Annotated in this window: 22 protein-coding genes; 3 read left to right on the top strand and 19 right to left on the bottom strand. The window is 38.3% G+C overall.

Annotated elements, in window-relative coordinates; translation table 11 throughout:
• Positions 1 to 53: 53 nt before the first annotated feature.
• Both ACIFPW_RS16340 and ACIFPW_RS16335 read right to left on the bottom strand, forming a co-directional pair.
• Positions 54 to 704 (bottom strand): DEAD/DEAH box helicase family protein, encoded by a 651-nt coding sequence (locus ACIFPW_RS16340; protein WP_430245858.1) that lies wholly within the window; start codon positions 702 to 704, stop codon positions 54 to 56.
• 409 nt (positions 705 to 1113) lie between these two features.
• Positions 1114 to 1962, bottom strand: coding sequence for a DegV family protein (locus tag ACIFPW_RS16335; RefSeq protein ID WP_430245857.1), 849 nt, complete (start codon positions 1960 to 1962; stop codon positions 1114 to 1116).
• Between the two features lie 309 nt (positions 1963 to 2271).
• Here ACIFPW_RS16335 and ACIFPW_RS16330 point away from each other — a divergent pair, with 309 nt between their 5' ends.
• Entirely contained in the window at positions 2272 to 3198 is a 927-nt protein-coding gene (locus tag ACIFPW_RS16330) for a peptidoglycan-binding protein (protein ID WP_404683329.1), read from the top strand.
• Positions 3199 to 3311: 113 nt separating this feature from the next.
• Here the strand turns inward: ACIFPW_RS16330 and ACIFPW_RS16325 are convergent, their stop codons facing one another.
• Both ACIFPW_RS16325 and ACIFPW_RS16320 read right to left on the bottom strand, forming a co-directional pair.
• Positions 3312 to 4016, bottom strand: coding sequence for a response regulator (locus tag ACIFPW_RS16325; RefSeq protein WP_159785070.1), 705 nt, complete (start codon positions 4014 to 4016; stop codon positions 3312 to 3314).
• Positions 4017 to 4019: 3 nt separating this feature from the next.
• A complete protein-coding gene (locus tag ACIFPW_RS16320; RefSeq protein ID WP_430245854.1) occupies positions 4020 to 5171 on the bottom strand; it encodes a sensor histidine kinase in 1152 nt (383 codons plus the stop codon).
• 270 nt (positions 5172 to 5441) lie between these two features.
• On the opposite strand from ACIFPW_RS16320, the gene ACIFPW_RS16315 reads away from it, so the two are divergent.
• Positions 5442 to 6074: a YigZ family protein gene (locus ACIFPW_RS16315; protein WP_430245852.1), complete on the top strand. Its 633-nt coding sequence runs from the start codon at positions 5442 to 5444 to the stop codon at positions 6072 to 6074.
• Positions 6075 to 6277: 203 nt separating this feature from the next.
• Entirely contained in the window at positions 6278 to 7357 is a 1080-nt protein-coding gene (locus ACIFPW_RS16310; protein WP_226615308.1) for a glycosyltransferase family 4 protein, read from the top strand.
• 31 nt (positions 7358 to 7388) lie between these two features.
• Here the strand turns inward: ACIFPW_RS16310 and ACIFPW_RS16305 are convergent, their stop codons facing one another.
• The 15 genes from ACIFPW_RS16305 to ACIFPW_RS16235 form a co-directional block, all read right to left on the bottom strand.
• Positions 7389 to 8357, bottom strand: a complete 969-nt coding sequence (locus ACIFPW_RS16305) for an LCP family protein (protein WP_430245850.1) — start codon at positions 8355 to 8357, stop codon at positions 7389 to 7391.
• 40 nt (positions 8358 to 8397) lie between these two features.
• Positions 8398 to 9516, bottom strand: coding sequence for a glycosyltransferase family 4 protein (locus ACIFPW_RS16300; protein WP_430245848.1), 1119 nt, complete (start codon positions 9514 to 9516; stop codon positions 8398 to 8400).
• Positions 9513 to 10508, bottom strand: a complete 996-nt coding sequence (locus tag ACIFPW_RS16295) for a glycosyltransferase family 4 protein (protein ID WP_430245846.1) — start codon at positions 10506 to 10508, stop codon at positions 9513 to 9515. Before ACIFPW_RS16295 ends, ACIFPW_RS16300 begins: the two co-directional genes overlap by 4 nt.
• The gene (locus ACIFPW_RS16290) at positions 10453 to 10740 is read right to left on the bottom strand and encodes a hypothetical protein (protein WP_430245844.1); all 288 of its coding nucleotides are present in this window, start codon (positions 10738 to 10740) and stop codon (positions 10453 to 10455) included. The genes ACIFPW_RS16295 and ACIFPW_RS16290 overlap by 56 nt, the downstream gene beginning before the upstream one ends.
• Before the next feature lie 226 nt (positions 10741 to 10966).
• Positions 10967 to 12031 carry a glycosyltransferase family 4 protein gene (locus ACIFPW_RS16285; protein ID WP_430245842.1) on the bottom strand — a complete coding sequence of 355 codons (1065 nt, stop codon included), beginning with the start codon at positions 12029 to 12031 and terminating at the stop codon, positions 10967 to 10969.
• On the bottom strand, positions 12028 to 13716 hold the full coding sequence (locus tag ACIFPW_RS16280) for a hypothetical protein (RefSeq protein ID WP_430245840.1): 1689 nt from the start codon (positions 13714 to 13716) through the stop codon (positions 12028 to 12030). Before ACIFPW_RS16280 ends, ACIFPW_RS16285 begins: the two co-directional genes overlap by 4 nt.
• A gap of 289 nt (positions 13717 to 14005) precedes the next feature.
• The gene (locus ACIFPW_RS16275) at positions 14006 to 14707 is read right to left on the bottom strand and encodes a glycosyltransferase (RefSeq protein WP_206759423.1); all 702 of its coding nucleotides are present in this window, start codon (positions 14705 to 14707) and stop codon (positions 14006 to 14008) included.
• 22 nt (positions 14708 to 14729) lie between these two features.
• Complete coding sequence (locus tag ACIFPW_RS16270) at positions 14730 to 16856, bottom strand: glycosyltransferase (protein ID WP_430245838.1); 2127 nt, start codon at positions 16854 to 16856, stop codon at positions 14730 to 14732.
• Positions 16857 to 16879: 23 nt separating this feature from the next.
• On the bottom strand, positions 16880 to 18250 hold the full coding sequence (locus ACIFPW_RS16265) for a nucleotide sugar dehydrogenase (protein ID WP_194218733.1): 1371 nt from the start codon (positions 18248 to 18250) through the stop codon (positions 16880 to 16882).
• A gap of 12 nt (positions 18251 to 18262) precedes the next feature.
• Positions 18263 to 19546 carry a nucleotide sugar dehydrogenase gene (locus ACIFPW_RS16260; RefSeq protein ID WP_430245836.1) on the bottom strand — a complete coding sequence of 428 codons (1284 nt, stop codon included), beginning with the start codon at positions 19544 to 19546 and terminating at the stop codon, positions 18263 to 18265.
• Positions 19547 to 19604: 58 nt separating this feature from the next.
• The gene (locus ACIFPW_RS16255) at positions 19605 to 20816 is read right to left on the bottom strand and encodes a glycosyltransferase (RefSeq protein ID WP_430245834.1); all 1212 of its coding nucleotides are present in this window, start codon (positions 20814 to 20816) and stop codon (positions 19605 to 19607) included.
• Positions 20813 to 21538 carry an ABC transporter ATP-binding protein gene (locus tag ACIFPW_RS16250; protein ID WP_430245832.1) on the bottom strand — a complete coding sequence of 242 codons (726 nt, stop codon included), beginning with the start codon at positions 21536 to 21538 and terminating at the stop codon, positions 20813 to 20815. Before ACIFPW_RS16250 ends, ACIFPW_RS16255 begins: the two co-directional genes overlap by 4 nt.
• A complete protein-coding gene (locus ACIFPW_RS16245) occupies positions 21539 to 22318 on the bottom strand; it encodes an ABC transporter permease (protein WP_430245830.1) in 780 nt (259 codons plus the stop codon).
• 321 nt (positions 22319 to 22639) lie between these two features.
• The gene (locus ACIFPW_RS16240) at positions 22640 to 23242 is read right to left on the bottom strand and encodes a hypothetical protein (protein ID WP_430245828.1); all 603 of its coding nucleotides are present in this window, start codon (positions 23240 to 23242) and stop codon (positions 22640 to 22642) included.
• A 39-nt stretch (positions 23243 to 23281) separates the two neighbouring features.
• On the bottom strand, positions 23282 to 25363 hold the full coding sequence (locus ACIFPW_RS16235; RefSeq protein WP_430245826.1) for a cell wall-binding repeat-containing protein: 2082 nt from the start codon (positions 25361 to 25363) through the stop codon (positions 23282 to 23284).
• Between the last annotated feature and the right edge of the window lie 109 nt (positions 25364 to 25472).

Genomic DNA, 25472 nt, shown 5'->3' with positions numbered 1-25472 from the left:
GCTCAGATACTTGTTTCTTTATCCATTCAATTAATATATGAGGAAGGTAACCTTTATTTATTTTCTTTCTCCAATTGCCACTCCAATGACAAGATGGAATAGGAAGTGGGAAACCATGGTACCTTGAGGGAATCCGTACGATTTGTAGATTTTCTTTTTTTTAAAATCAACGGTGAAGGTGTTGCTGTTAAATAAATGAGGGAACCGCCTTGTTTTCTCGCTTTTTCAACATTGTATTGAAGAGAAGAATCCACACTATATGGAAACGCATCTACTTCGTCAATGATCATGACATCAAAGTAATTCTTAAAACGCATCAATTGATGCGTCGTAGAAACAACAAAATGAGAATGAGGATCGGAATGACCTGCATATAAGGGAGAAATCACAAGACTAGGGAAGACCTTTTGTAGGCGTGGAGCTAATTCTAATACAACATCTGTACGTGGCGTAGCAATACATACGGACTTTTGATTGGTGAGGGCATGAGCTAATCCATTAAATAACACTTCTGTTTTACCACTACCACAAACAGCCCATACAAGGAGAGTAAGATTATGTTGAATAGCCATGACAACAGCATTAGAAGCTTCTTTTTGACCATCCGACAATGTGCCAGACCACTCTAAAACAGCTTTATCTTCATTTTTTGGTATCCACTTGGATATGGAATATAGTGGAGAACAAAATGTTACCTTTCCCATTCTGATACACTTTCTACAATATTTACAGTTCTTACTATGGCAGCGCGAGCACGCGAAAAATGAAAATGAATCAGTACTTCCACACCTCATACAAGTTGCTTTTCCATCAATGCTTTGAATACCGGGTTCAAAATGAAGATAGCCATTTAAATAGTGTTCATGAAGTTCAAGAAATGAGTAAGGGATTTCATCGATTAATAAATGCCTTCCATATAAAAAATTCATAAGTTGAACATTCGGGTGAAAATCGGGATTTTGCGGTTGAGTGGGAATCGAGTTGAACATACCAATTGGAGCGAAATTGAGGGAGTAAGAAGGTTGATTAAGCAATTCAGGTATATATACTTGCTGGTTATTTAACACATAGGAAGCAAACCTCATGGGTTTGCTTCCTTTTCGATTTTAACGATCATACACGATACCAGCCGAGTCCAAGAGAACCTTCACCGAGGTGTGTAGCAATAACTGGTCCGAAATAACTTAAAATAATGCTTACGTTCGCGTATTTTTCTTCTAATTCAGCTTTCAAAAGCTCTGCTTCTTCTTTATTCGTTGCATAGATGACAGTTGCTTTAATGATACCTCCGCCTTTTGCAGCGTCATCAAATAGCGTCATCAGTTTATTTAATGCTTTTTTTCGAGTTCTAATTTTTTCATATGGAACAATTTTTTTATCTTCAAAAGTTAGTACGGGTTTTATTTGAAGAAGGTTTCCGACTACAAGCTGTGCAGCATTCAACCTGCCACCTCGATGTAAATGGCTAAGATCATCCACAAGGAAATAAGCATTCGTCCCTTGACTTTTTATCTTATGAAGACGATTTAATATTTCTTTACTTTTAAAGCCATCTTGCGCCATTTGTGCTGCTTCTAGAACATAAAAACCCTGCATCATGCAACTGATCTCTGAATCAAAAACATGAACGTCCGCGCCTTCAATCATTCCTCCAGCTGAATGAGCTGACTGATAAGTACCACTGATACCGCTGGAAAGAGTAATCGTAATAATTTCATCATGTGAACGAGCTAATGTTTCATATGCTTCGACAAAACTTCCTATAGAAGGCTGAGAAGTTTTAGGAAGCTCATCTTCTTTCTTTACTTTTTCAAAAAAATCCTCTGCCTGTATTTCTCTTTCTTCTAAATAGGATTCATTACCGAATATTACGCTAAGCGGAACCATCGTCACTTCGTATTCATTTAACATTGATTCAGGTATATAAGCCGTACTATCTGTTACAATAGCAACTGTCTTCATATTAACGCCTCTCTTCAATCTATTAAGTACTTCATACGATTTACGTTAAAAACCAGTCAAGTTAATGATAGAGCATTTTTGGCTTTGTGCCAACAAAAGCTTATAATATTTTTCACATAATTTGTCAACCATTACTCACCATATTTTTTAATGTAAATGTCGTAAAATGAAACTTTTAGTAAATTAGGCAGGTATTCTGTTACATAATTGTAATGTTATATTCATCCTCCTGTTATCTCAATCATGTAAACTAGCAATCGTGATAGAGAAAATAAAAGGTTTTAACTTATAAATCAGGGGAATTATAATATGTTTAAGAAAGTCGTGATCACTACTACACTCGCAGGTACTCTTTTATTAGCACCAAACGTAAGTGAAGCAGCACTAGGCGACCGTACCCTATACAATGGCATGAGCAACTCTGACGTAACTCAACTACAAAATGAACTTGATAATAAAGGCTATTTTGATTACCATAAAGCAACTGGATATTTCGGAAATATTACTGAAGATGGCGTTCGCGACTTCCAACGTAGCGCAGGCATTAGCGTAGACGGTGTTGTAGGGCCACAAACAGTTAGCGCACTAAAAGGTTCAACTTCATCTAAATCAAGCAGCTCTTCTAATACATACAGCAGCACACTTCGTCACGGTGATCGTGGACAAAGTGTAACAAATCTACAAAGTCAGCTTAAATCAAAAGGCTACTACAACTATTCCGTTGACGGCATTTATGGATCCATTACACAACAAGCAGTACGTAACTTCCAAAGTGCAAATGGTCTTAGCGTCGATGGCATTGCAGGATCAAACACATTTGCAGCACTTAATGGTTCTTCTGTAAGCTCATCTTCTTCATCACAGGTAAAAAGTGCATCAACATCTAACTCTTCTGTCGTATCTATTGCTAAGCAATACATCGGTGTACCATATGTTTGGGCTGGAACTACACCATCTGGTTTTGACTGCAGCGGCTACCTACAATACGTATTCAACAAAGCTGGTAAATCCATCCCACGTACTGTAGCTAGCATCTGGAACGCAACAGACAAAGTTTCTTCACCTTCTGTTGGGGATCTTGTATTCTTTGAAACTTATAAATCCGGCCCGTCTCACGCTGGTATTTATATCGGTAACGGTCAGTTCATTCACTCTTCTTCTTCATACGGAGTAACAATCAGTGACATGGATAACTCTTACTGGTCTCCACGTTACCTCGGTGCAAAGCGCGCATAATGGTACAAAAAATAGCCTCCAAAATTGGAGGCTATTTTTTTGTCTTCATTTTGTTTTCTCTTTACCTTTACCTCTCATAACAAGTAGAATACCCCAAAGAAAAAAGGCACGCCTCAGCGCACCTTAACCCATCCTTTTTTAATTGCCTCTACTACCGCTTGAGTACGGTCGTTTACATTCATTTTTTGCAAAATATTGGAAACATGGTTTTTTACCGTTTTTTCACTAATATAAAGGTCTTCACCTATAGAGCGATTGCTTTTTCCGTCTGTTAGCAGTTGAAGAACTTCGCATTCTCGACGTGTTAAAATATGAAGTGGTTTACGATATTCAACTTCTTTGTAACCAATTTGAGTCGATGGTCTTTTACCTTCCGTAGCAAGACGACGATATTCATTCACAAGATTATGCGTTACTTTAGGATGAATATAAGCTCCACCAGATGCAACAACCTTAACAGCCTCAACAAGAGAGTTTGCATCCATTTCTTTCAATAGATACCCTGCTGCCCCTGTTTTCACTGCGTGCGTGACATATGTTTCATCATCATGAATTGATAAAATAATGACTTTTGTCTCCGGTACTTGTTCAATAAGCTGTCTTGTTGCTTCTACCCCATTCACATGCGGCATATTAATATCCATTAAGACCACGTCAGGTTTATTTTCTTCGACAAGACGAAGTGCTTCATCCCCATCATCACCTTCAGCGATCACTTCAAAATCATCTTCCATGTCTAAAATACGTTTAACTCCCTCGCGAAACAAGCGATGGTCATCTATTATTATAATTTTCGTTTTGGTTTTAGCTGCATACATCTCTTACACGCCCTCCTGTTCATGAATCGGGATTCTTATCAATATATATGTACCCTTGTTCGGCGTTGATTGAACCTGAATTGTCCCATTTAATAAACCGACACGCTCTTTCATTCCAATCAATCCAAAAGATTGATCTTTACGAACGTTCACATCAAAGCCAATTCCATTATCTTCAATGGTTACCACAATCTTATCACCATCAAGATTCAGGTCAACACTTATTTCAGTTGCATCAGCATGCTTCAGCGCATTTTGCACCGCTTCTTGTACAAGTCGAAAGATCGCTGCCTCAAGCCGAACGTGAAGTCGTTGGATCCCTTCAAAATAATCGAAATATATCGTTGCCTCTGAGCGATCATCCACTTTATTTAAATACTTTAATAACGTAGGCACTAGACCTAGGTCATCCAAAGCCATTGGACGAAGATCATAAATAAGTCGCCTAACTTCTTTTAAAGCATCCTCAATTAAGGATCTCATATCCTTTATTTCCTTGAACGCTTCATCTTTTCCCTTTTTCTCATAAATTCGTTCAATTAACTGTGACCTTAATAACACATTCGCAAGAACTTGGGCCGGGCCATCATGAATTTCTCTTGAGAGACGCTTTCTCTCTTCTTCCTGTGCTTCAATAATTTTAAGCCCATACTCTTGTTTTCTTCTAGCGTCTTCAATGACCTCACCATAGAGTCTTAGCTCTCCTCCAAGATAACTAAGAACTGTTGAGATTTGGCTCATAAAAGACTCGGCTTTTTCCGACGTATTTTGAAGTGAAGAAATCCGCTGTTCTAGATCTGCAATCTGGTCTTTAAGGCGCGATTCCTTCTCCATACTAACAGATAGCTTAATTTGGGCTTCTGAAGCCTTCTCATAAGCGTTTCTAATCTCTGGCTCTCCATAGTCTTGAAAGTTCTTACTAATCTTTACAAGCTCAGCCCGAGCGATTCTGTCCATATGAAGCCTTTCTTGCCTGAGACCCTGAACGGTCTCTAATTCTTCTTTTAATAATTGAAGTTGATTATTGATCTGCTGACATTCGTCATGAGACAGCTCTCCAATTTCGAACAATTTTGATTTACTTGTGTTAATACTCTCCATTGTCCTGTCAAGAATGACATCTAATGAATTTGGATCAAGCTTCTGAAAATCCAAGCTAACCCCTCCATTCCTTCAAGGGACGGACACTAAGAAAAGATAGTCCAAAAGTACTTCTTTTACAAAATTCGTATCTGACCGTCTTTTTATGACTTGAGGATATATATTTGATGGATTAATTTAAGAAACTTATAATAAGAAAGACACTAACCGGCCTTATTACTTTCCCTCTTAAATCACAATCTTTAATTATGTACTATTCGATGGTAAGAAACAAATCCCTTTCATTCTAAAGAATGTTCAATGATTATCTTGGAGGTTAACCAAATGCTTACTTCATATTATACAGTCAAAGGTGATGGAAAAAACGAAATCACTATACAAAAATCACGATTTATTGCACATGTAAAAAGGACGCCAACCGAAGAGGAAGCGCAAGAATTCATCCAATCGATCAAAAAAGAGCATGCAAGTGCTACGCACAATTGTTCAGCTTATTTAATTGGAGAGCAAGACCTTATCCAGAAAGCTAACGACGATGGAGAACCATCGGGCACAGCAGGTGTACCAATGCTTGAAGTGTTAAAAAAACGAAACCTAAAAGATACTACGGTAGTCGTTACCCGCTACTTTGGTGGAATTAAACTAGGCGCAGGCGGTTTAATTCGCGCTTACGGTCAATCGGTTTCAGAAGGGCTGAATGCGACTGGAATCGTAGAGCGAAGACTAATGGAAAAAATGACAACAGAAATTGATTATTCTTTATTAGGGAAAGTCGAAAATGAAATTCGTTCATCGAATTACTTATTAGATCAGATTGATTATATGGAGAATGTACAAGTTCAAACTCTTATCCAAAGCGGATTAGAAGAGCAGTTTACTGAATGGATGACGAATATTACAAGTGGACAGGCGAAAATCCTTTCAAATGGACAACTCTATAAAGAATATGATGTCTAAAAAGATTACTTATTAATTCTAAAGGGTATTGGTAATTAAATGTACCTCTATCATTCAACATGAAAGTCCCTTATTCGGGAAAGATAGTAATGCCATGAGTGATTTTGAAAGAATGCACGCTAAGAAACCTCTTGCAATACACACTTATTTTGATATGATATGAAAGGAATGAATTACTATTCCTCAGTTAGAGGGGGATTTTATTGTATTCGTTAACAGAGTATATCATAGCGTTTATCATCTCTATAACCGTCGCTATCATTGCTACACCAATTGTTAAATATGTATCACTTAAATTTAAAATAGCCGATAAACCAAATCAACGGAAAGTTCATAAAGGGCTTATGCCTTCAGCTGGCGGACTTGCTATTTTTGCAGGTACTGTCGCAGGCTTTTTATATCTTAGTCCTTATTCACCGTATATGCCAGAAATTATTATCGCTGGAACACTCATTATTGTTTTAGGCGTTTTTGATGATAAACTGGCTGTTTCACCGAAAGTTAAACTTGTTGGTCAAATTATTGCCGCTATTATTGTTGCCTCATCGGGACTTCAGGTTGAATTCGTTTCACTTCCATTCGTAGGTAGAATTGAGTTCGGATTTATGAGCTTTTTTATTACAGTATTGTGGATTGTTGGGGTAACGAATTCCATTAATTTAATCGACGGTCTTGATGGATTAGCTGCAGGTGTATCCACTATCGCCTTAGGTTCTATTTTAACAATGGCCATTCTTGACCATCAACTTGTAGTCATTGCACTAGCCGTGATTTTAATAGGTAGTACTCTTGGCTTCCTGATCTTCAACTTTCACCCTGCAAGCATTTTCATGGGAGATACCGGAGCTCTTTTTCTTGGATTTGCCATCTCAGTAATGTCTATGCTAGGATTATTCAAAAGTGTGACGGTGTTTAGTTTGATCATCCCTGTTATCATTCTTGCAGTCCCCATTTTTGACACATTCTTTGCTATCATTAGACGAATATTAAGAAAGCAAAAAATCTCAACGCCTGATAAATTTCACATTCATCATTGTTTACTAGCTATTGGATTTTCTCACCAATCTACCGTGATCATTATTTACCTTCTCAGCTTTTTCTTTGGTATTACTGCCATTCTATTCTCAGCGTCTACGCTGTGGGGATCACTTTTCTTGCTTATCTTATTGCTTGTTGTGATTCAGTTTACGGCAGAACTCATTGGTTTAATTGGGAATCAGCGGAAACCTTTAATCAATACATTAAAAAAACTACTTGTTTTTACAAGTACAATGAAACGTTAAAAAGCATCCATAAGCGGATGCTTTTTTTCATTTATTTAGTTGAATTTAAAGTAGCATTTAGTTGCTGACTAAGTGAAGCTACACTTTCTTCATCTGGTTTAAAATAATACACATTGTTAATCCTTTCATCCGAACCATCAATTGTAAGGCTTTCGATATCAGATGAGCTTACACCAGAATAAGCTTTTTGAAGAGCAAATAATTCAGTTGGCTTCAAGTTCGTTTCGATGTTATTTCCAATGTGCTGAGCAATGTCGTCCAACTTTAGTAAACCTGATGCTGTTGAAACTTCGTCCATCGCAGCTTTTATAACCTGCTTCTGTCGATCACTTCGACCGAAATCACCGCGAGGATCATCCTTACGCATTCGTGCATAAGCTAGTGCCTCTGTTCCATCGAGGTTCATTGGGCCTTCTGTGAACGTTGCTCTACCACCTGGTACATCGGTATGCGCAATGAAATCGAATGGGACGTCCACCGTTATACCGCCGATTTCATCGATCACATCTTTAAATCCTTCAAAGTTCACTTTCACATAATAATCAATTGGAATATTCAAGAAATTCTCTACAGTGTTAATCGTCATTTCTGTTCCACCATAAGCGTGAGCGTGAGTAATTTTATCCTCAATCCCTTTACCAACAATCTCTACTCTCGAATCTCTAGGGATACTTAGTAATTTGACTTTTTTTGAATCTGGATCAACAGTCGCTACCATTAGCGTATCGGTCCGACCATTTTCGCCGCCTGTAGAATAATCCTCTATTCCCATGATTAATATCGAAATTGGATCCTTCGTTACTGCAACCTCCGCATCACGAAGGGCTGATTTTTCTCCTCGAGATAATCCCTGATAGGAGCCAGATGCTGCATCATAGGCATTATAGGCAAGATAAACACCATAACCAATAAGGACAAGAACGATCAACAGTACAAACGTTAACAGTCTGCGAAATAAGCTTTTCTTCCGCCTTCTTTTTATTCTTGATTGCTTTTTCATTAAAATTCCCCGCTTCTTTCAAGCTTCTCCAATTTCACCGCTACCTTGTTAATAAAGCATGGTAAAATTCAAGCAGTTTTTTTTCCTCGCAAGACCAATTGTACGTGTTTTCAAAGGCTCTTCTGGCATTTTCACCGAGCTCTTTTGTTTTACTCGGGGAACTAAGAAGTTGAGTTAGTTTCATGGCTATATCTTTAGGATCTTCGGGATTAATAACTAAGCCACCCTGACTATTCTCGATTACTTTCGCATAGTGCGAGAAATTTGATGCGATAATAGCATTACTAGCAGCCATATATTCAAATAACTTGTTAGGAAGGGCAACAAGATGGTTGGGGTAAGGTAGATACGGAAGAACCCCAATGGCAGAACGTTCGACATATGCCGATATCTGTTCGTATGGTACCCTGCTGATGAACGTTACATTCAGATCAATACCCAACTTGTTTATAAGTTGATCTACTTCCTCTTTAAATGCAGTCGATTCAAAACTACCAAGAAAGAGCAATTTCGCATAAGGAGCTTTTTTCACAACTTCTCCAAAACCTTCAAGCAGCTGCAATACCCCCCTAATTTTCGTAATTCCCCCCAAATAGATAATTTGGTTTTTATCTTTTTCTTTAGCTGCTTCTGGAAACATTTGTTTGAGAGGGTAATTTTCAATCTTACACCCATTATAGTGGCGATAACGACGACCAATTTCTTCTGTGGTATAAATCACACCGCTCATTTTCATTAACGCCAATTTTTCAATGCCAACATAGGCATATTTCATAGGGACTTTCACTAAAGAAGGAATATATTCCCTCCCCATGATTGTATTCGGGTAATGCTCATGCACATCATAAATAACTGGCTTTTTAAGAAACACCTCGATCATAACCCCTACAATCATAAGCTCAGGGTCGTGAAAATGATAAAGATCCGCCTTTGTTTTTTTCGCAAGTTTATACAAATGAAAAGTTGACTTAAGACGCTCCTTTACACCTGAAGGACGTTTAAAGGTAATGAGAGGAATTTCTTCAGATTCAGCCACCTCAGGCTCTGGAGCAATTAACACAACGTCATAGCCTGCTCTTTTTAAGCTTTTGCATTGCTTATGATAAATACGTCCATCATATGGAGAATGAATAGACGTGATGACACACACTTTTTTCATTGCGACCAACCTTTTACATTGTCCTGAGTAGATTCTAATAAGTGAGCCAGGTTCTTGGATAGCTCCTGACGATTATATTTTAACAACATTTTACTTCGTACATCTTTCTCTAATAACTCCATAATTTTAGGATTAGAAGTCGCTTCTAACACAACGTTCGCAAGCGACTCAGCATTTTCTGGTTCAAAAAATAGTCCAGCATTTAAACTTTTGACAATTTCTTTTGACTCTCCACCAATTCCTAATAGAATCGGTTTATTCATAGCCAAACAATCAAATAGTTTTGAAGGAATCGTAATTTCAAACAGAGGATGATTCTTTAAAATAACAAGACATAAATCAGCAGCCGCATAAAAGCCGTTCAATTCCTGTTTGGCACGGCTGTCGAGGATCAGAACATTCTGAAGAGCTTTATCCTTTTGATACTGTTGCAAACGTTCTTTCTCAGCCCCTTCACCAATAAGAACAAAGGTAATCGAAGAGACATCTTTCAGAAAATTTGCCGCTTCAAGTACAGTTTTCAAGCCTTGAGCAATTCCCATGTTACCCGCATATAAAATAATGAACTGATTCTCCAGACCGTGCTCAGCACGAATCCTCATTCCCTCTTCAGGTACTAGAACTCCTGTCTCAGTTGGATTAACACCGTTAGTAATCACATCGATTTTATTTTCAGGGATCCCCTTTTCAATAAGGTATTGTTTGTACCCATGCGTAACTACAACAATATGATCAGCTTGCTTAAAAAGAAACCATTCTAATTTCCGAGCCAGCGTTAATAATTTTTTATTATTAATTTGATTTAAAACTTCTGCAAAATCCACCCATAAATCTCGAACTTCAATCACGAATTTGGCACGTTTCAGTTTACTTAATACATAACCGGAAAGCCCAACAAAAAGTTGAGGGGTAGTAGCAAAGACGACGTCAGGTTTTTTAGCAAATAATCCGGCTATGATAGAGGTTGTCATAAATGAAAAGTAATTCAGCATTCTTCTGAGCTTGCTCTTTTTTTGTATCTTGTACGACAAAAGTACGAATAACATTTAAACCAAGATGCTTGCTCGATTGAAATATTTTTTTGGAAGAAACATGATTAGGAAATGATGTAACTACTGTTACATCGCAGCCTTCTTCTACCAAGTTCATTGACATATCATAGGCGCGCGCCTGAGCTGCACCTATCTCGGGCGGGAAATGTTGAGATATATATAAAATCTTCATAATGAATCCTTTCCCTCTTAACCAGAATACGACATAAAAACACTTCTTTTATTATACTTCGTTATGATTCGAAAGAAAAGTTGATTGAGGAATGGATCAGAAGTGTAAACAAAAATTTACACTCAGTTTATAATTCCTATTGTTAAATTTGTTCCATCCACTATTGTTGCTAACAACAATAGCTATTTACGAGTAGAAGCGGACGACATACAAAAAGCCCGGTATTTTACCAGACTTTTTGAACAGTAGATAATGTTTGAAGTAGCTCAAAGTATTGGGTGACGACTTGATTAATTGAATAGTGTTTTTGTACCTTTTGAATTCCCTTTTGAATTTGCTCATTTCGTTCCTTTTCATTATCAAGGAGACTATCCACAATAGACTCACACGCTACCAAATCGTGTAATTCATATGTTAGGCGCCCTAAATCCCCCAGATATATTTCAGGAATAGCTCCAACCCTCGGTGCTACTGCAGGGCATCCACAAGCCATCGCTTCAATCAAACTCATCCCAAACGATTCTCCTTTGGAAGTGCTCACTGTACAACCACCGCTTTTGGCCACCATTGCATACAGCTTTGGCATTTCACTATACTCCATCCGGTCTATCCAGTGAATACTGAGCTCTCGCTTGTTTGCTTCCTGAAAAAGGTGCTTAGTTGCTTTTGACGAAGCAGTCTCTCCACCGACAATCCAAAAAACGCAGTCATCTCTCTTCTGAGAAATTCGTGCTGCAAGGTCCAAAAAACCTTGCCAATTTTTATGATCATTGAGTTTTCCAACCCAACAAATGATCTTTTTATTTGTAATCGGTTCTACTTCTTTAGGGGAAAACAATGTCGTATCTAGACAGTTTGGAATGACATATGTTCGCTCTTCGGGTGCAGAATAATCTTCTATAATTCTGTTTTTACTATAATTCGAAGGCACAATATACCCCTGGAAATGGCGTTGATCCTCTTCTACTAAATAATTTAGCTTATAAGATATACCATGTACTTCTTGAATAATAGGGGTCTTGCAATGAACTTCTATTAAGTAGTCCGTTATTTCCTTCGTGTCAATTGCAATAATTAAATCGAAATCATGTTCTTTTATATACTGATAGATGGTCAATGGTTCTGTCATAACATGGATTTTCTCGTAATCTCCAAAGGTCGTCTGTCCCCCATGATCGGATAGAAAGATAAAGTGGGGATCACTAATCGATTTTAGAAACCCAAGTCTATTCGCAAGTTGTGTCGTCACTCCACCTAGTAATAAATAGCGATAAATATAGAGGATTTTCAACGAGCGTTCCTCCCCTCTAAGTGTAAGACAGCTTCTTCTAACAAGACACTGACTTTCTCTCCACTACCATAAGAAATAAATTCCTGATCTTCTAGTGGAGCACTCCATTCTTTAATATGAAATATAGGAATGCCTAAGCTTTCCATCTTTACAAGCGCGGAGGTTGACTCCGAATATCGAAATGGAAGGATGCCACCTGTCCATCTTCCGACTCTTTTCATTAAATCAACATCGTTTGCATACTCTCTGATCGTAAGTCTTTTCGAGTTGATAGGCTTTGAATCTGGTAGATTGTACCCTATTAACTCTATACCTAGACCTTTGTTTTCCACGAGCAAATCTTTCATTGCTTGATAATCAATGCAGTCTTTTCCAAGATCACCAACAAAACCGATTACAATACGAGAAGATTCATTAGTTAATGTGTTCACTACAGGATTTTCTTCCCTTAATTTAATGGGATGCATGCGTCCCATTGACACTAGAAAGTGACTTGGATCAAGACTATTCATCAGAAATAAGTGAGCTTCACGATCTACTATCTTTTCTGGTAAATAGAAAATACTCCATTTCTTCCACTGCAATCGCCCAATTCTTTTAGATATTTGGAGATCAGAATGAGTGATATACATTTCTGGCTCTTCAAATAAATGGAGGCTTCTCCAGAATTCAGAAGTCGAGATTTGTAAGAACCTCGATCCATCAAGGTGAATGGGACTTATCACTTCGTTTTCCTCTTCATAGACGTAAACGACATTTTTGCCCCTATTCCTCAGTGTATCCACTAACTGATGTGCAAGCGTAAGACTATTTTTTCTATATACTTCGGAATCCCAATAGACAATCGTCATTTTTCCTAACGTTGAAAAATGAGCTAATTGCTCCTCAGGTCTCATTTTGTTAAGTTTCACTATCGTTTCTTCCGGCTCTTGAAGAAGGGTTTTTTTCTCATCACTCGTTAACTGGATTTGATTAATTCGCGCTTCGTGCTTTTTCTTGATAATAGGGAGCTTCATGAGAAGTTTATTCTTTTCTTCAAGCCTAACTACTTCCTCATTTCTTTTCGTTTCTAGCTCTTTTTGTAACAAGGCAGCACGCTTAGTTTTCTTTTTCACTATGACTTTTCTTATTTCTTCAAGAAAAGCTTTCCCTGCCTCCCCATAATCTGTAGGGGGATTTGCAACATTTCGTCCAACCCAACTCACGTATTGTTCATCAATACGCATATCAATTTCTTCAAAGTTATGAAATAATGTTTCCCACTCATTTCTTAATTTTCCTGCATGTTCTAATGTTTCAGTTACAATTATTTTCCCATTCGGTTTAAGTAATCTCTGGACTTCATTATTCTGCGAAGACATAACTTCGATTAACGTGTCTTCCGTAATAATGGCATCGAAGTAATTCATAGGAAAAGGAATCTCGCTCTTCAAATCCCCCGACCAAAAGGTACTTACACAATCTTTACTTAGTGGATGAGTAAGAACTACCGAGTCTTCACTAGCGAAAATATTTACAACATCTAGCTGAGGATCTTGATTAATGATCGAAAGAATACCTGGTTTTTGACTAATGTGAAGTATATGTTGCCCTGAAGCTCTAGACCCACACCACCTTAGTCTGGAGCGTTGAGATTCAGGAATGGTAAATGACTCATTTTGTAAAAGTGTTAATTGATTTTTCAACATACCATTCTCCTGATTCTACTGCCAAGCAGCTGATTAATTGAATACCATTTATTTGAATTATATATGATTCCACATGATCAAAAAAGATTAAATGGTAAATTTCGAATGTTTTACATCTTTCTTTAAAGCTACTGTCAAAAGATGAGGTAGCATTCTTTATTATAAAATCAATCGTATGAAGGGTTCTTGCTTCTATTTACAAATAAGCTTTCATTTAGCGCATAAACGCCAAGAACTATTAGAAAAAAAGCCGTCGGCAAAACCCGACAGCTTTTCATATAAACGTTTATCCCCAGAAGTTACGGAGAATTTGATTTTTTTCATTCTCATCTTCAACTAATCCATCGATGTAGCGATTTTCAAATGATGTAGACATGTTATTCGAGTGAATAACTTGCACATAGTTTCTTGGCTCTAACAATTCATGTTTGAGGCTGTGCACCGATAAATGCCCTTTTACAGGGTGGCGCTTACCTTCTAAATATTCAGCAACGTTATAAATAAGTGTATAAAAAGGTGGTGATTTGATTTTGGCAGTTGCTACTTTATCTGAATACTCGTCATAAAAATAGCCATACTGGTTGATAAGTGCCTCAGTACCTTCAACTGGCTGATGATCTTTTAGAAAATCAAAATAACCTTTGTGGTACATATCATCAGAATCAATGCGGGCGAAGTACACTTCATCATAGTCCTGAATTTCACGTTCTAATGTTTTGTTATAGGCATTCTTAGGCACGAATCTAATATTATCTGGAAGTGGATCGTGCTGTTTAAGAGCGTTCATCACATGCTCTTCTGAACGCTGATCATACTGAAGAATTGTAGTGAAATCCTGGTTCGTTTGGGCTTTAAGACTTTTGCACGTGTATTTCATGAAAATCTCCATTCGATGGTCAATCCATTCTTTCGTTAAACGACTCTCATTCACATCTGTTAAAGCCCAGTTATTAAATGCGATTGGCACTAGAATTTTTCGTTTCATCATCTTCACTCTCCCAAATCCAATTCTATTTATTAGCTGCTACATTCTGAACAATCATTTCAGCCATTTGCTGTGCTCCATTCTCCTTCATAAGTGAAAGAGCACTTTTCCTCATATTTCGATTGTTCTCTTCATCAAGAGCTTCTTGAATCGCTTTTTCAAAATCAGTAGCGCCTGGATCTCTTAAGACGATTGCAGCCCCAGCGTCTCCAGCGATCATCGCTCTTGCCACCTGATCATCTGTTTTTGTATTCTCATTGGGAATTAAGATCGATGGCACTCCAAAATACATCACTTCGTGGAATGTATTATAGCCAGTAGCTGCAACGATGAGATCAAAAGCATTGAAGTAAATCGAATTCGGATAGTCTCTTAGTGTCAGAACACGATCCATTTTTAAATCCATTCGATTACCAATAATGGATTCCCCAATTACCACGAAAACATCATCTCTCTTTAGCAGTTCATTAAGAAGAATAGAAATCGTTGAATGAATGTCATTGATTTTACCTGCTCCAAGCTGAACATACACCATCTTCATACCTTCTGGGATATTCCATTGTCGACGAACACTCTCACGATCCTTTAGCTCTTCTCGATCAAGATATAACACTGGCTCACAGTACGTTTTCATTCCTTCTTTTCGCATACTGTTTTCCCCACCAGCTTCACCTGGAACATAAACCTCGTCGAATTCTGCTTCTTTCGATTCCACTAACTCTGCTTTACCTTCTTTATGCTGTCCTCGCTTCACCCAGATCTTTCTCAATCCGTCTTTTTTACGCATTGAGGCAACAAGACCCGCATAAGGAAACGCACCATCAAAAACAATCGTTTCTGGCTGGTGAATACTAATAACCGTTTCAAGATGATCACGTAGCATCGCATTCCACTGCTTTGCGCTCATTTCTTTAGGAAAGAGCATTTTGGAAGGTAAGTGGTAACCTAGAAACCCTTCTTGCAATATCAAGTGCATGGCTGAACTCGTCGTATGAAAAATAATTTTCTTAGATGGGTCAATACGCTTTACTCGTCTTGCAATAGCCAGTAATCTCGTGAGATGTCCAAGACCCGCCCCGTTAGTTGGTACAAAGAGAATGGCATTTCCATCATCGATCGGTTCAATCTCAAATGATCCAGAACCATTCTTAATTCGACCTAATTTACCATTTTTAGCGTCCCTGTAAATTTGAACAAGTCGCTTCGGAAGTCGAATGGCTCGACCGAATGATTTTGTTGATCCCATGACAGCATCACCAATTAAATATCTAGCCGACGCATTTGAATCCAAGTGGTTTACGATGTGCTGAGCACGGTTGTATTTCTTTGTGATCTGAGTAATCTGTTTTTCTTTCTTTTTTGAATCATTTTTAAGAACCTTAAGCTGTTCACTAAGCTCTCGAATTTGAAACTGTTGCTGAATCATTTGATCAAGATTCTGATTTGCCACCGCTTTTGCAATCTCATCATTTTCTTGATTGTCACTCTTTTCTTGGACCACAGGATGACTTTGATTCAACTTTTGGAGTGCTTTCTCAAGTTTCAAAATCGCAGCTAGTAGGCCACTTGTAACCTCTTGCTTGATCCGTTCTTCAGGAAGTGCAGTCCGGGGTTCTCCCAGGAAAAAGAAATAACCATCTTCAAACCCCGTAGAAGTTGCTATGAAAAATTGGTTTAAGCAAAGAACAACTTCTGAAATGTCCTCTGTAATTTCTTCATTCATTGGTAATTTGACTGCAATCGTACCATTGATGTCTTCGGAAACTAAACCATGTAACGTTCCAAGAAATGCTTCTTCAAAGAACCTTTTTGTAAAGCTTCCTTCTAAAAGCACCATGTCTGTTTGGTATGAGCTTAGCTCTTCTGAACGATAGAAATTCGCTTTTTGAATTATGATATTTTCCTGAAGCTCTCGTGGCAGTGATTGATATGACTCACTCTTTCGTTGCAGTTCCTCATCAAAACGAACAAGCTCCTTCACACGTTGATCAAGTCTTGCTAGTTCTAATGAAGCTTGTGTTTCCCCATTACCAGAAAGAATAAGAAGGGAATTTGCTTTTCTTCCGCTTGCGATCATTTTGTTGTTTAAGCAACCCTCATTAATAGAAACCTCGATATTTTCTGTATAAAATGGGCTAACATCAAATTTCATGTAGAATTCTCCTTTTACTTCAATTACTTAGGATTCACACTTGAGTTTTCTTCAACATTCGTCGGTAGATCAAAGTTCTGCTGTCCACCTAGTAGCGTCACTTTACCTTTCGAATCTTTGTAGTTCTTTGTTACATTCCGTGTGTCATAAATGAGCTTAGAACGATCAATGACATAATCATAATCTACTGTTGTGTGATCAGTCGCGATGACAACGAGATCAGCGTCATCAAGGTTCTGGTCGTTGAGCTCAACGGAATAAACAACTTCTTCTCCATTCTTAAAGCTTGAAACAAACGGATCATGATAATACACGTGTGCTCCCTTATCTTCAAGAAGGCGATAAATTTCAAGTGCTGGAGATTCACGTAGGTCATCGATGTTTTTCTTATATGCCATACCTAAAATAAAGATTTTAGATCCTTTAATGGACTTCTCATTATCATTTAAAATATCTGCAGCTTGATTAAGCGCATAGCGTGGCATGTTTCCATTCACATCACTTGCAAGTTCAATGAAACGGTTATAGAAATTAAACATCTTTGCTTTCCACGAAAGATAAGCTGGATCAAGCGGAATACAGTGTCCACCAATTCCTGGACCAGGATAGAAAGGCATATAGCCAAATGGCTTCGTAGCTGCTGCATCAATAACTTCCCAAGCATTGATTCCCATTCGATCACACATCATCGTTAGCTCGTTCACAAGACCGATATTAACGCTACGGAAAGTGTTTTCAAGAAGCTTAACCATTTCAGCAACGCTTGTTGAGCTAACAGGAACGATGTTTTCAAGGAACGAGCTATAAAGAGAGACTCCGAGTTCAAGACATGGCTTTGTTGCACCACCGAGCACTTTAGGTGTGTTTTTTGTATTAAACTGCTGGTTACCTGGATCGACACGCTCAGGTGAGAAACAAAGGAAGAAATCTTCACCCGCACGGAAAGAAGTCTTTTCTTCAATGACAGCTTTAATCAATTCATCTGTTGTTCCTGGATAAGTTGTACTTTCAAGAACAACTAGCGTTCCTTCTGTCATAAACTCAACCAATTTTTCAACAACGGCATTGATGTAAGAAACGTCTGGCTCTTTTGTTTTAGCAAGAGGTGTTGGGACACAAATACTAACAGCATCCAATTTAGAGATAACTGAAAAATCATCTCCAGGGAAGAAGTTCTTACCAATAATGGCCTCTACTTGGTTATCAGAAATGTCCATTACATAACTCTTCCCGTTATTTAGAATGTCCATTTTTTCTTTAGATACATCGATTCCATATACTTCAAAACCCTTTTGTGCCATTTCAACCGCAAGGGGAAGTCCTACATAGCCAAGTCCAATAACTCCTACACGTGCATTACCTGTTTCAAACTTCGTTAACAATGCTTCCTTCATCTCATTCATCCTTTATAAATGTAATAAATTCGTGTTGATTTGGGATTCCCCTACTTTTTCATAACGGAAGCCAGCACTCTCTGCCTGCTCCTTATTTATTAAATTCTTCGTATCATAAAGCAACGTATGACGCATCAAAGGAGCTAGAGATTTAAGGTCTAACGCCTTATATTCATTATGATCTGTTAAAATAATGAGACAATCTGAATGGCGTACAGTTTCTTCTACTGTATCAAATTGGTTTTTAATCCGCTTATCGACTACGTATGGATCATGAACTGCACACTCAATTTCCATATCTTCAAGTTCCTGCAATATAGTCAGTGATGGACTTTCACGCGCATCACCAATATTTCCTTTATAAGCAAGTCCAAGTAAAGATACTTTTGGGTTTGCAACTCCTTCAGTTCGCTCCTTAATTTGGTTGGCGATCCTTTTCGGGACATCATCATTGATTGCTCGCGCTGTTTGAATCAACTTAGCATCTCCTGGGCTTGCTTCAACTAGAAACCAGGGGTCAACTGCGATGCAGTGCCCTCCAACACCTGGGCCAGGTGAGTGTACGTTAACCCTTGGATGGCAGTTAGCCAACTCGACAGCTTTCCAAATATCGCATCCCACCTGTTCTGCAATACGCGCCAATTCGTTAGCTAACGCAATATTCACATCCCGATACGTATTCTCCATTAATTTTACCATTTCTGCCGTAGTTGCATCAGTCTGGTGAATCATTCCTTTTACAAAGATTTTGTAAATTCTCTCTGTCATTATACTCGAGTCAGCATTCACGCCGCCTACTATTCGATTATTATGAACAAGTTCATCCAGTAATTTACCCGGCAATACCCGCTCTGGAGAATAAGCAACATACAAATCTTTTCCGACTTTTAAGCCCGATGACTCTAGAATAGGTGACAGCACCTTCAGCGTCGTGCCAGGAGGGCTTGTTGATTCAAGAATGACCAGGTTCCCTTCCTTTAGTAAAGGCTGAATCATTTTAGCCGCCGATCGCACATAATTTAAGTTCGCCGTTTTATCAGGATTGACTGGCGTTGGTACAGCAATAATAAAACCATCTGCTGACACCGGTTCTGTTCCAAAAGTTAAATGACCTGAATCAATTGCTTCAACCAGCATCTCACCTAGACCAGGCTCTTCAATGTGAAGCGTCTTATTTTTTAACGTTTCGATCACGTGCTCATTAATATCCACGCCATGCACTTGAACGCCGTGCCTTGCAAACATGACAGCAGTCGGTAACCCGATGTATCCAAGGCCCATTACGACAAGTTTCATAATTACAACTCCTCACTCACAGTAACTTCAGAAATTAAGATCTACGAATTCTCCTTACTTACTTCGAAAATAATTCACCATACATTTGAATTAACTTTCGGGATTCATTCGGCCAATTCAATACTTTACTCGCTTCATTACATTTTTGTACGTAATAATCGCTTCTTTGCTGAATAGCTTCAATACCTTTTACAATGGCTAGTTCATCTTCTGCAACAGGTAAACCAAAGTCATATTCTTCTAATAAATAGGCTTTCCCTGGATGGTTAGAAGATACTACTGGAAGCCCCATTAACATATATTCGAATATTTTATTCGGTGTAGAATAATAGTTATTTTCGCTTACATTTTCGTACATCACGAGTCCAATGTCTGCTTCCTTTGTTAGTGAAAGTATTTCTGAAGGCGGTACTTTAGGATGAAAATGCACTCTTGAGGTGAGCTTCTGTTCGTCCACTAAACGCTCAAGTGCTCCCTTTATATCGCCATCGCCAAGCAAAACAAGGTGATACGGATCAGGCAAATGATTCATGGCTCTGACACAAAGCTCAATTCCGCGATTTTTCGAGAACCCTCCTTGATATAGAAGAATGATCTTATCAGTAGGTATCCCAAAAAGATGATGAAAATAATGATCATTTTTACGCTCTTGTTCCAAACGAAGGAGCGGTATATTCTGCAAATAAATTGAGGGTGGTAGTTCGCCATAGCGTTTATTGAATTTATCGATCAAAAACGGATTTACGGTAATAAAACGATCAACATGTTCCATTAACTTGCCTTCCAAATAATAACCAAAACGTCGATCAAGCGGATTGCGACCGGTCATTTCATTAAAAAGTTCATGGGAGTCGTAAATCAACTTGCTATGAAAATGTTCTGCTAAACGCTTACCGGTATCGAGCGTATTTAAATCGTGACAGTGAATCGCATGAATGGTTTCAGAAGCCATCGTTCCCTTTACTTTTTTGTAAAACTCGTAGCTGGCATATTGATCCTTCGCCAGCTTCACGGCTGGATTTCTAACCATTTTCGCTACAACAGATGGTTTTCGCGACGGTCCAGTAGCCATTCCCTTCTTTGCCTGTTTTGTTGAAATGGCTAGCTTATTAATCTTGATCAATTCATGCAAAAAAGGCGGATCAGTATCAAATTCATTTAAACAGCAAATGGTTACCTGATAGCCACTTTCGGCAAGCGCAATGGCTTCACGTTGAACCCGTGCATCGTAATCAATGTCTTTAAAAAGAACCATTAAGATGTGCTTCATTTTTTCTTAGCCTTCATAAATTCATCATACTGCTCGACAATTTCTTTCGTATCTCTAACCGCTTTTTGCTCACCGCGGTGAATCCAGACAACCCGATCACAGATCTGCTTCACAAGACCTGATGAATGCGTAACGAGAATAACGGTCCGATCCTGTTGGATTTTCTCTAATATGGCATCTTTACATTTTTTCTGGAACGCAGAGTCCCCTACCCCGAGAACTTCATCAATCAATAGAATTTCTGGGTCAAGCATAATAGCAGTAGAGAACGCAAGTCTTGCTCTCATACCGGATGAATACGTTCTTACCGGTTTATAAATAAAGTCGTCTAGCTCGGAAAATTCAATAATCGCTTCAAGGTTATCATCGATTTTCTTTTTGCGATTTCCTAACAGAAGGGCATTTAGGTAAATATTCTCGATTCCGGATAACTCAGGTTGAAACCCTGCACCAAGAGAGAGTAGCATCGGCCGCTTCCCTTCAACATGATAAGCTCCCTGATCTGGTTCAATTAAGCCACTCATGAGCTTTAAAAGGGTACTCTTTCCTGAGCCATTTCGACCAATAATACCAAGAACTTCACCTTTCTTTACAGTGAAATCTAGACCCTTTAATGCCCAAAACTGCTTTTTTTCTTTGCTAAGCAATTGTTTCAATGGATTATCTGAATGCTCAGGATAAGAAACCCAAATATCTTTAAGTTCAATAATGTCCTTTTTCAATTAAATCACCTTGGCATATTGTTTGTCGTATTTGTTCAAAATGCGTAGTCCAATAAACAATAGGACTAGTGAAATCGCTAATATGATGAAGAGATTACCCCACAGTGGCTGGCCTTTATAAAGTAAGATACTTCTATAGGAAACTAGAAAATCTGTAAAAGGATTTAAGTAAAGAAGACCTCTTATATTTTCAGGCACCGATTCCATTCGAAAGAGTACTGGAGATAGATAAAGCAATGTGCGCGAAATGTATTGCATCATGTTCTTAATATCCTTTAAGTACACGCCAATATGAGCCATAATAATCATGATTGGTAGCAATAAAAGAAGGTTCAATACGATTAATATAAAGAAATTCAATGCGTTAACTGTCAACTCCACTCCACTAAAGTAGAGGAACAAAACCATAATGACAGAGCTCACAAGAAACTTAAATGTGTTAACACCAAGTCTCACTAGAATAAAGGTTAGCTTCGGCACATAGACCTGCTGCAAAATTCTCGCTTTTGAAGAAATCGCTGTAGTCGCATCTACCATACAAGCGGTTGCCCATTTAAGCGGGATTAAACCTGTAAAAAGATAAACAGCGTAATCGTCTCCACCTCGATCTAACACAATCCCTACGAGAAAATAATAAATCGCCATATACAGAATCGGATCGACAATCCACCATAATGTTCCAAGATATGTTCTAGCTGTATTCGATTTCAGCTCGGATACGGTTAGGTGATAAAGCAAATCTTTGTTGTTTCGCCAATCATTAAGTAATTTTTTAATCATTCGCTTGTTAACTCCTAATCTAACTGCATTTATATTTCCAAACGTCATATTATATTTTATATAATTCCGCTCCTGTCGTCTACCAATATCAGAAGCGTGGCATCCTAGGTAATAACCCTTGCTATATCGACTTTTCTCTACACTTTTTCGCTCATCTCCCCCTTTATTCAACCGTAATTTACAAAATCTTAACGTTTCTCAAAAAGTAGAAACGATTAACTTATTCTTTCATAATTCAACCTGAATTGCCATCTTTTGTCGAATAACTTTTGGAGTTCTCCCACAATAAAAAAGCAGCCCAGTCGGCTGCTTTTTATTGTCTTATTCGATTTTGGTTAATTCCGCTATTTCTCTTTCAGCGTTTTCTTCTGTTGTTTCATATACTTGCTTAATCATTCCCACACTTTTTGCATAGAAAATCGTCATGATCATTTGATCTTGCCTTTTAGTAACTTGAATTACGTCATGAAAGCTGCCATAAGGAACTTCAACTTTATCCACCGTTGTTATTTCTATTCCATCTTGTTTTTCGGAACGATCGAACAGCGTCTCTACTTCCTCTAATGACTCGTATCCATTTAGTACACTTTCCTTACTACTTGATTGACTTTCTTCTACGATGGAAGCTCGATCTTTCGTCCATTGAACTACCTGAGTCGTTTCCATGTCACCAAGGGTAATAACTCTTTGAATATATTCTTCATTTTGATCAACAATGTATTCTGTAAAGAGCTGTTTCCCTTGTGACTTGAACGTTTTTGTTACACCTGTTTCAGGTCGATACATCATAAAATTCATTTCGCTACTTTCGCTCGTTTCTCCGCTGACCTTACTCGTTTCACTTGAGCCATTTTTCAATGACGCTGTCCCACACCCAGTCGTAAGAAGTATCACTAGAAGTAAACTTATTCCTATTTTTTTCATATCGGCCTCCATACTTAAAATAACTATAAAAGTCCTTAATTAGTACAATCGATTAGCCACCTGGTTTTTAGGCTTATCCTGAACTTTTCCACCTACAGTGAACAGTGATGTTACCCGATTCTTCATTCCAAATTCAAATAGAGCATCTTGAACAGATGAATTCAATTCTTCGTGTACAAGTATTAGCGGCGAACCTTTTTGTGAAGCAATCGCGGAAGAAACCAGGGCATCCGGGAAGTCCTGACCTATTGAAAGGAGCACGGTGTCTGATGCCATTTCATCACTGAATTCATTTAAAATAGCAGAAAGCGTTTCATATCTTGTTTCGCCAGCCAAACGCTTCACAGTAGTGCCATTCAAGTTTCTCAACTGTTCTTCTAGATTTGAAGAAATTGCAGCTTCGCCACCAAGGATAGCTGTTCTCTTTCCTTTTACATACGAGAGAGCTTCCGCTGTTATTTTTTTCTTATCAGTTAGAATAATCGCCCAATCGGTTGATGAAGCGATTGGTGCGCTTGCCAGCGCATCTGCATAGCTCAAGCCATTCGCTACAAACACACCCTCAACATGATCAAGTTTCTCATTAATCATAGAGTTTGTTTCATACCGATCGATTCCACCAATTCGTTCTACTGATACCCCTAATTGTTTCACTTGCGTTTCAACCTTATCTGAAATCGCATTTTCTCCACCAACCAAAAGGGCTTTATTAGCACCCAATCGATTGATTTCTTTTTCGGAAAAGGGGTCAAGTGAAGAGCCTCTAGTTAACAGGATAGGCGCGTTTCCTAGTTGGGCAGCAAGAGGGCCAACAGAAAGGGCATCTGCATAACCTAATCCATTCGTAAGGACAACTGTCTTTTCTTCTTTACTACTTTTAAATCCATTAGGATAAATTTCTTTTGATATTTTTACAGCTGTTTCAAGTCGGTCGCTTCCAAAGAGGGCTTTACTATTAAGAGTCTTTGTAACATTTTCTCCGGAAATGTTCGTCCAAAGAATATCAGAAGACGATCGATTGATCACTTTTACATTTTTCATTACCTTAGCCGCTGCAATGGCCTGACCCTTTTCATAATAATTACCGTGACTTGAGCCATCGTTGCTCTGGATTTGATAAGGGCGCGTTAAATAATTCGACCACTCGACCGTGCCTTGCTTCTTATCAATCACTTTCGTATTTTTTCGCTCTTTTGCATAAATAATGGCATCCGAAAGCTCAGTAAAAGACTCAGCTTCGGCTTTTCCTTTACTAAACACCTCATAGTTTACTTTAGTAGAATCATAGATCGTTTCCTGCTTATCTTTATCAAATACCGTGACATTCTTAAGCGTCTTAGCGAAGGTTATCGCATCATCTCGTGAAGTGAATTGCTTAATTTCATTTCCGCTACTGTCTTTCACTTCAAACACTTTAAAGAATTTAATTGCAGCCTGAGCAAGCGCATCAGCTGCATCATTTTGGAAACGGGTTGTTTTGATCAGATTTTCTTCTGAAGGATTCGACATATAGCCAAGTTCTACGAGCACAGACGGCATCTGTGCATTTCGAATAACAAAGAAAGCCTGATCATTTTGGATACCCTTATCGAGCAACCCGGTTTTACTCAGCACTTGCGGGTGAACGATACTCGCTAACCTGCGACTTTCGGATTCAAAGTTAACTTGAATGGGATCTGGTGGGTATTCCTCATCCCATGCTGCCGCTTTACTATAATAGTAGGTTTCATATCCTTTTACGAGCGTGCTAAAAGGGTAGGCATTGTGATGAATGGAGATAAAAAGTGAATTGTCATTATTCCCCTTTACGTAATTGTTTGCGATTTTCGTTCTTTCAATCAAATCTTCCTTTGAATCTTGCGCAAAATCTCGATCCGTTTGTCTTGTCATAAATACCTTGATATCGGTTCCTTGCAATTTTTCTTTTAGTTTTAAACCGATTTCAAGTGTCCCAACTTTTTCATAAAAGCCTGTTTGGTCCCCAGAATAACCAGACGTACCTGTAAAACGTCCCCCACGTCCAGGATCAATAACTATGTATTTTTCTGCTGCAGCAAATGACGGACTGAACAAAAACACGATCAACAAAAGAAAAAAATGAACAATTAACCTTTTCTTCATATCCCACTCTCCTATCATGGTAATCTATTACATTTTATTATAGTATGACTGGAACTTCTATGCTCCTTGACAAATTATTCTAAAATGTGTGATTTGGACGATATAACAT

Source organism: Pseudalkalibacillus sp. NRS-1564, assembly GCF_050467905.1.
Classification (GTDB): Bacteria; Bacillota; Bacilli; order Bacillales; family Guptibacillaceae; genus Guptibacillus; species Guptibacillus hwajinpoensis_B.
Note: the sequence above shows the minus strand (reverse complement) of the source record. Positions and strands in the feature narration are given on the sequence as shown.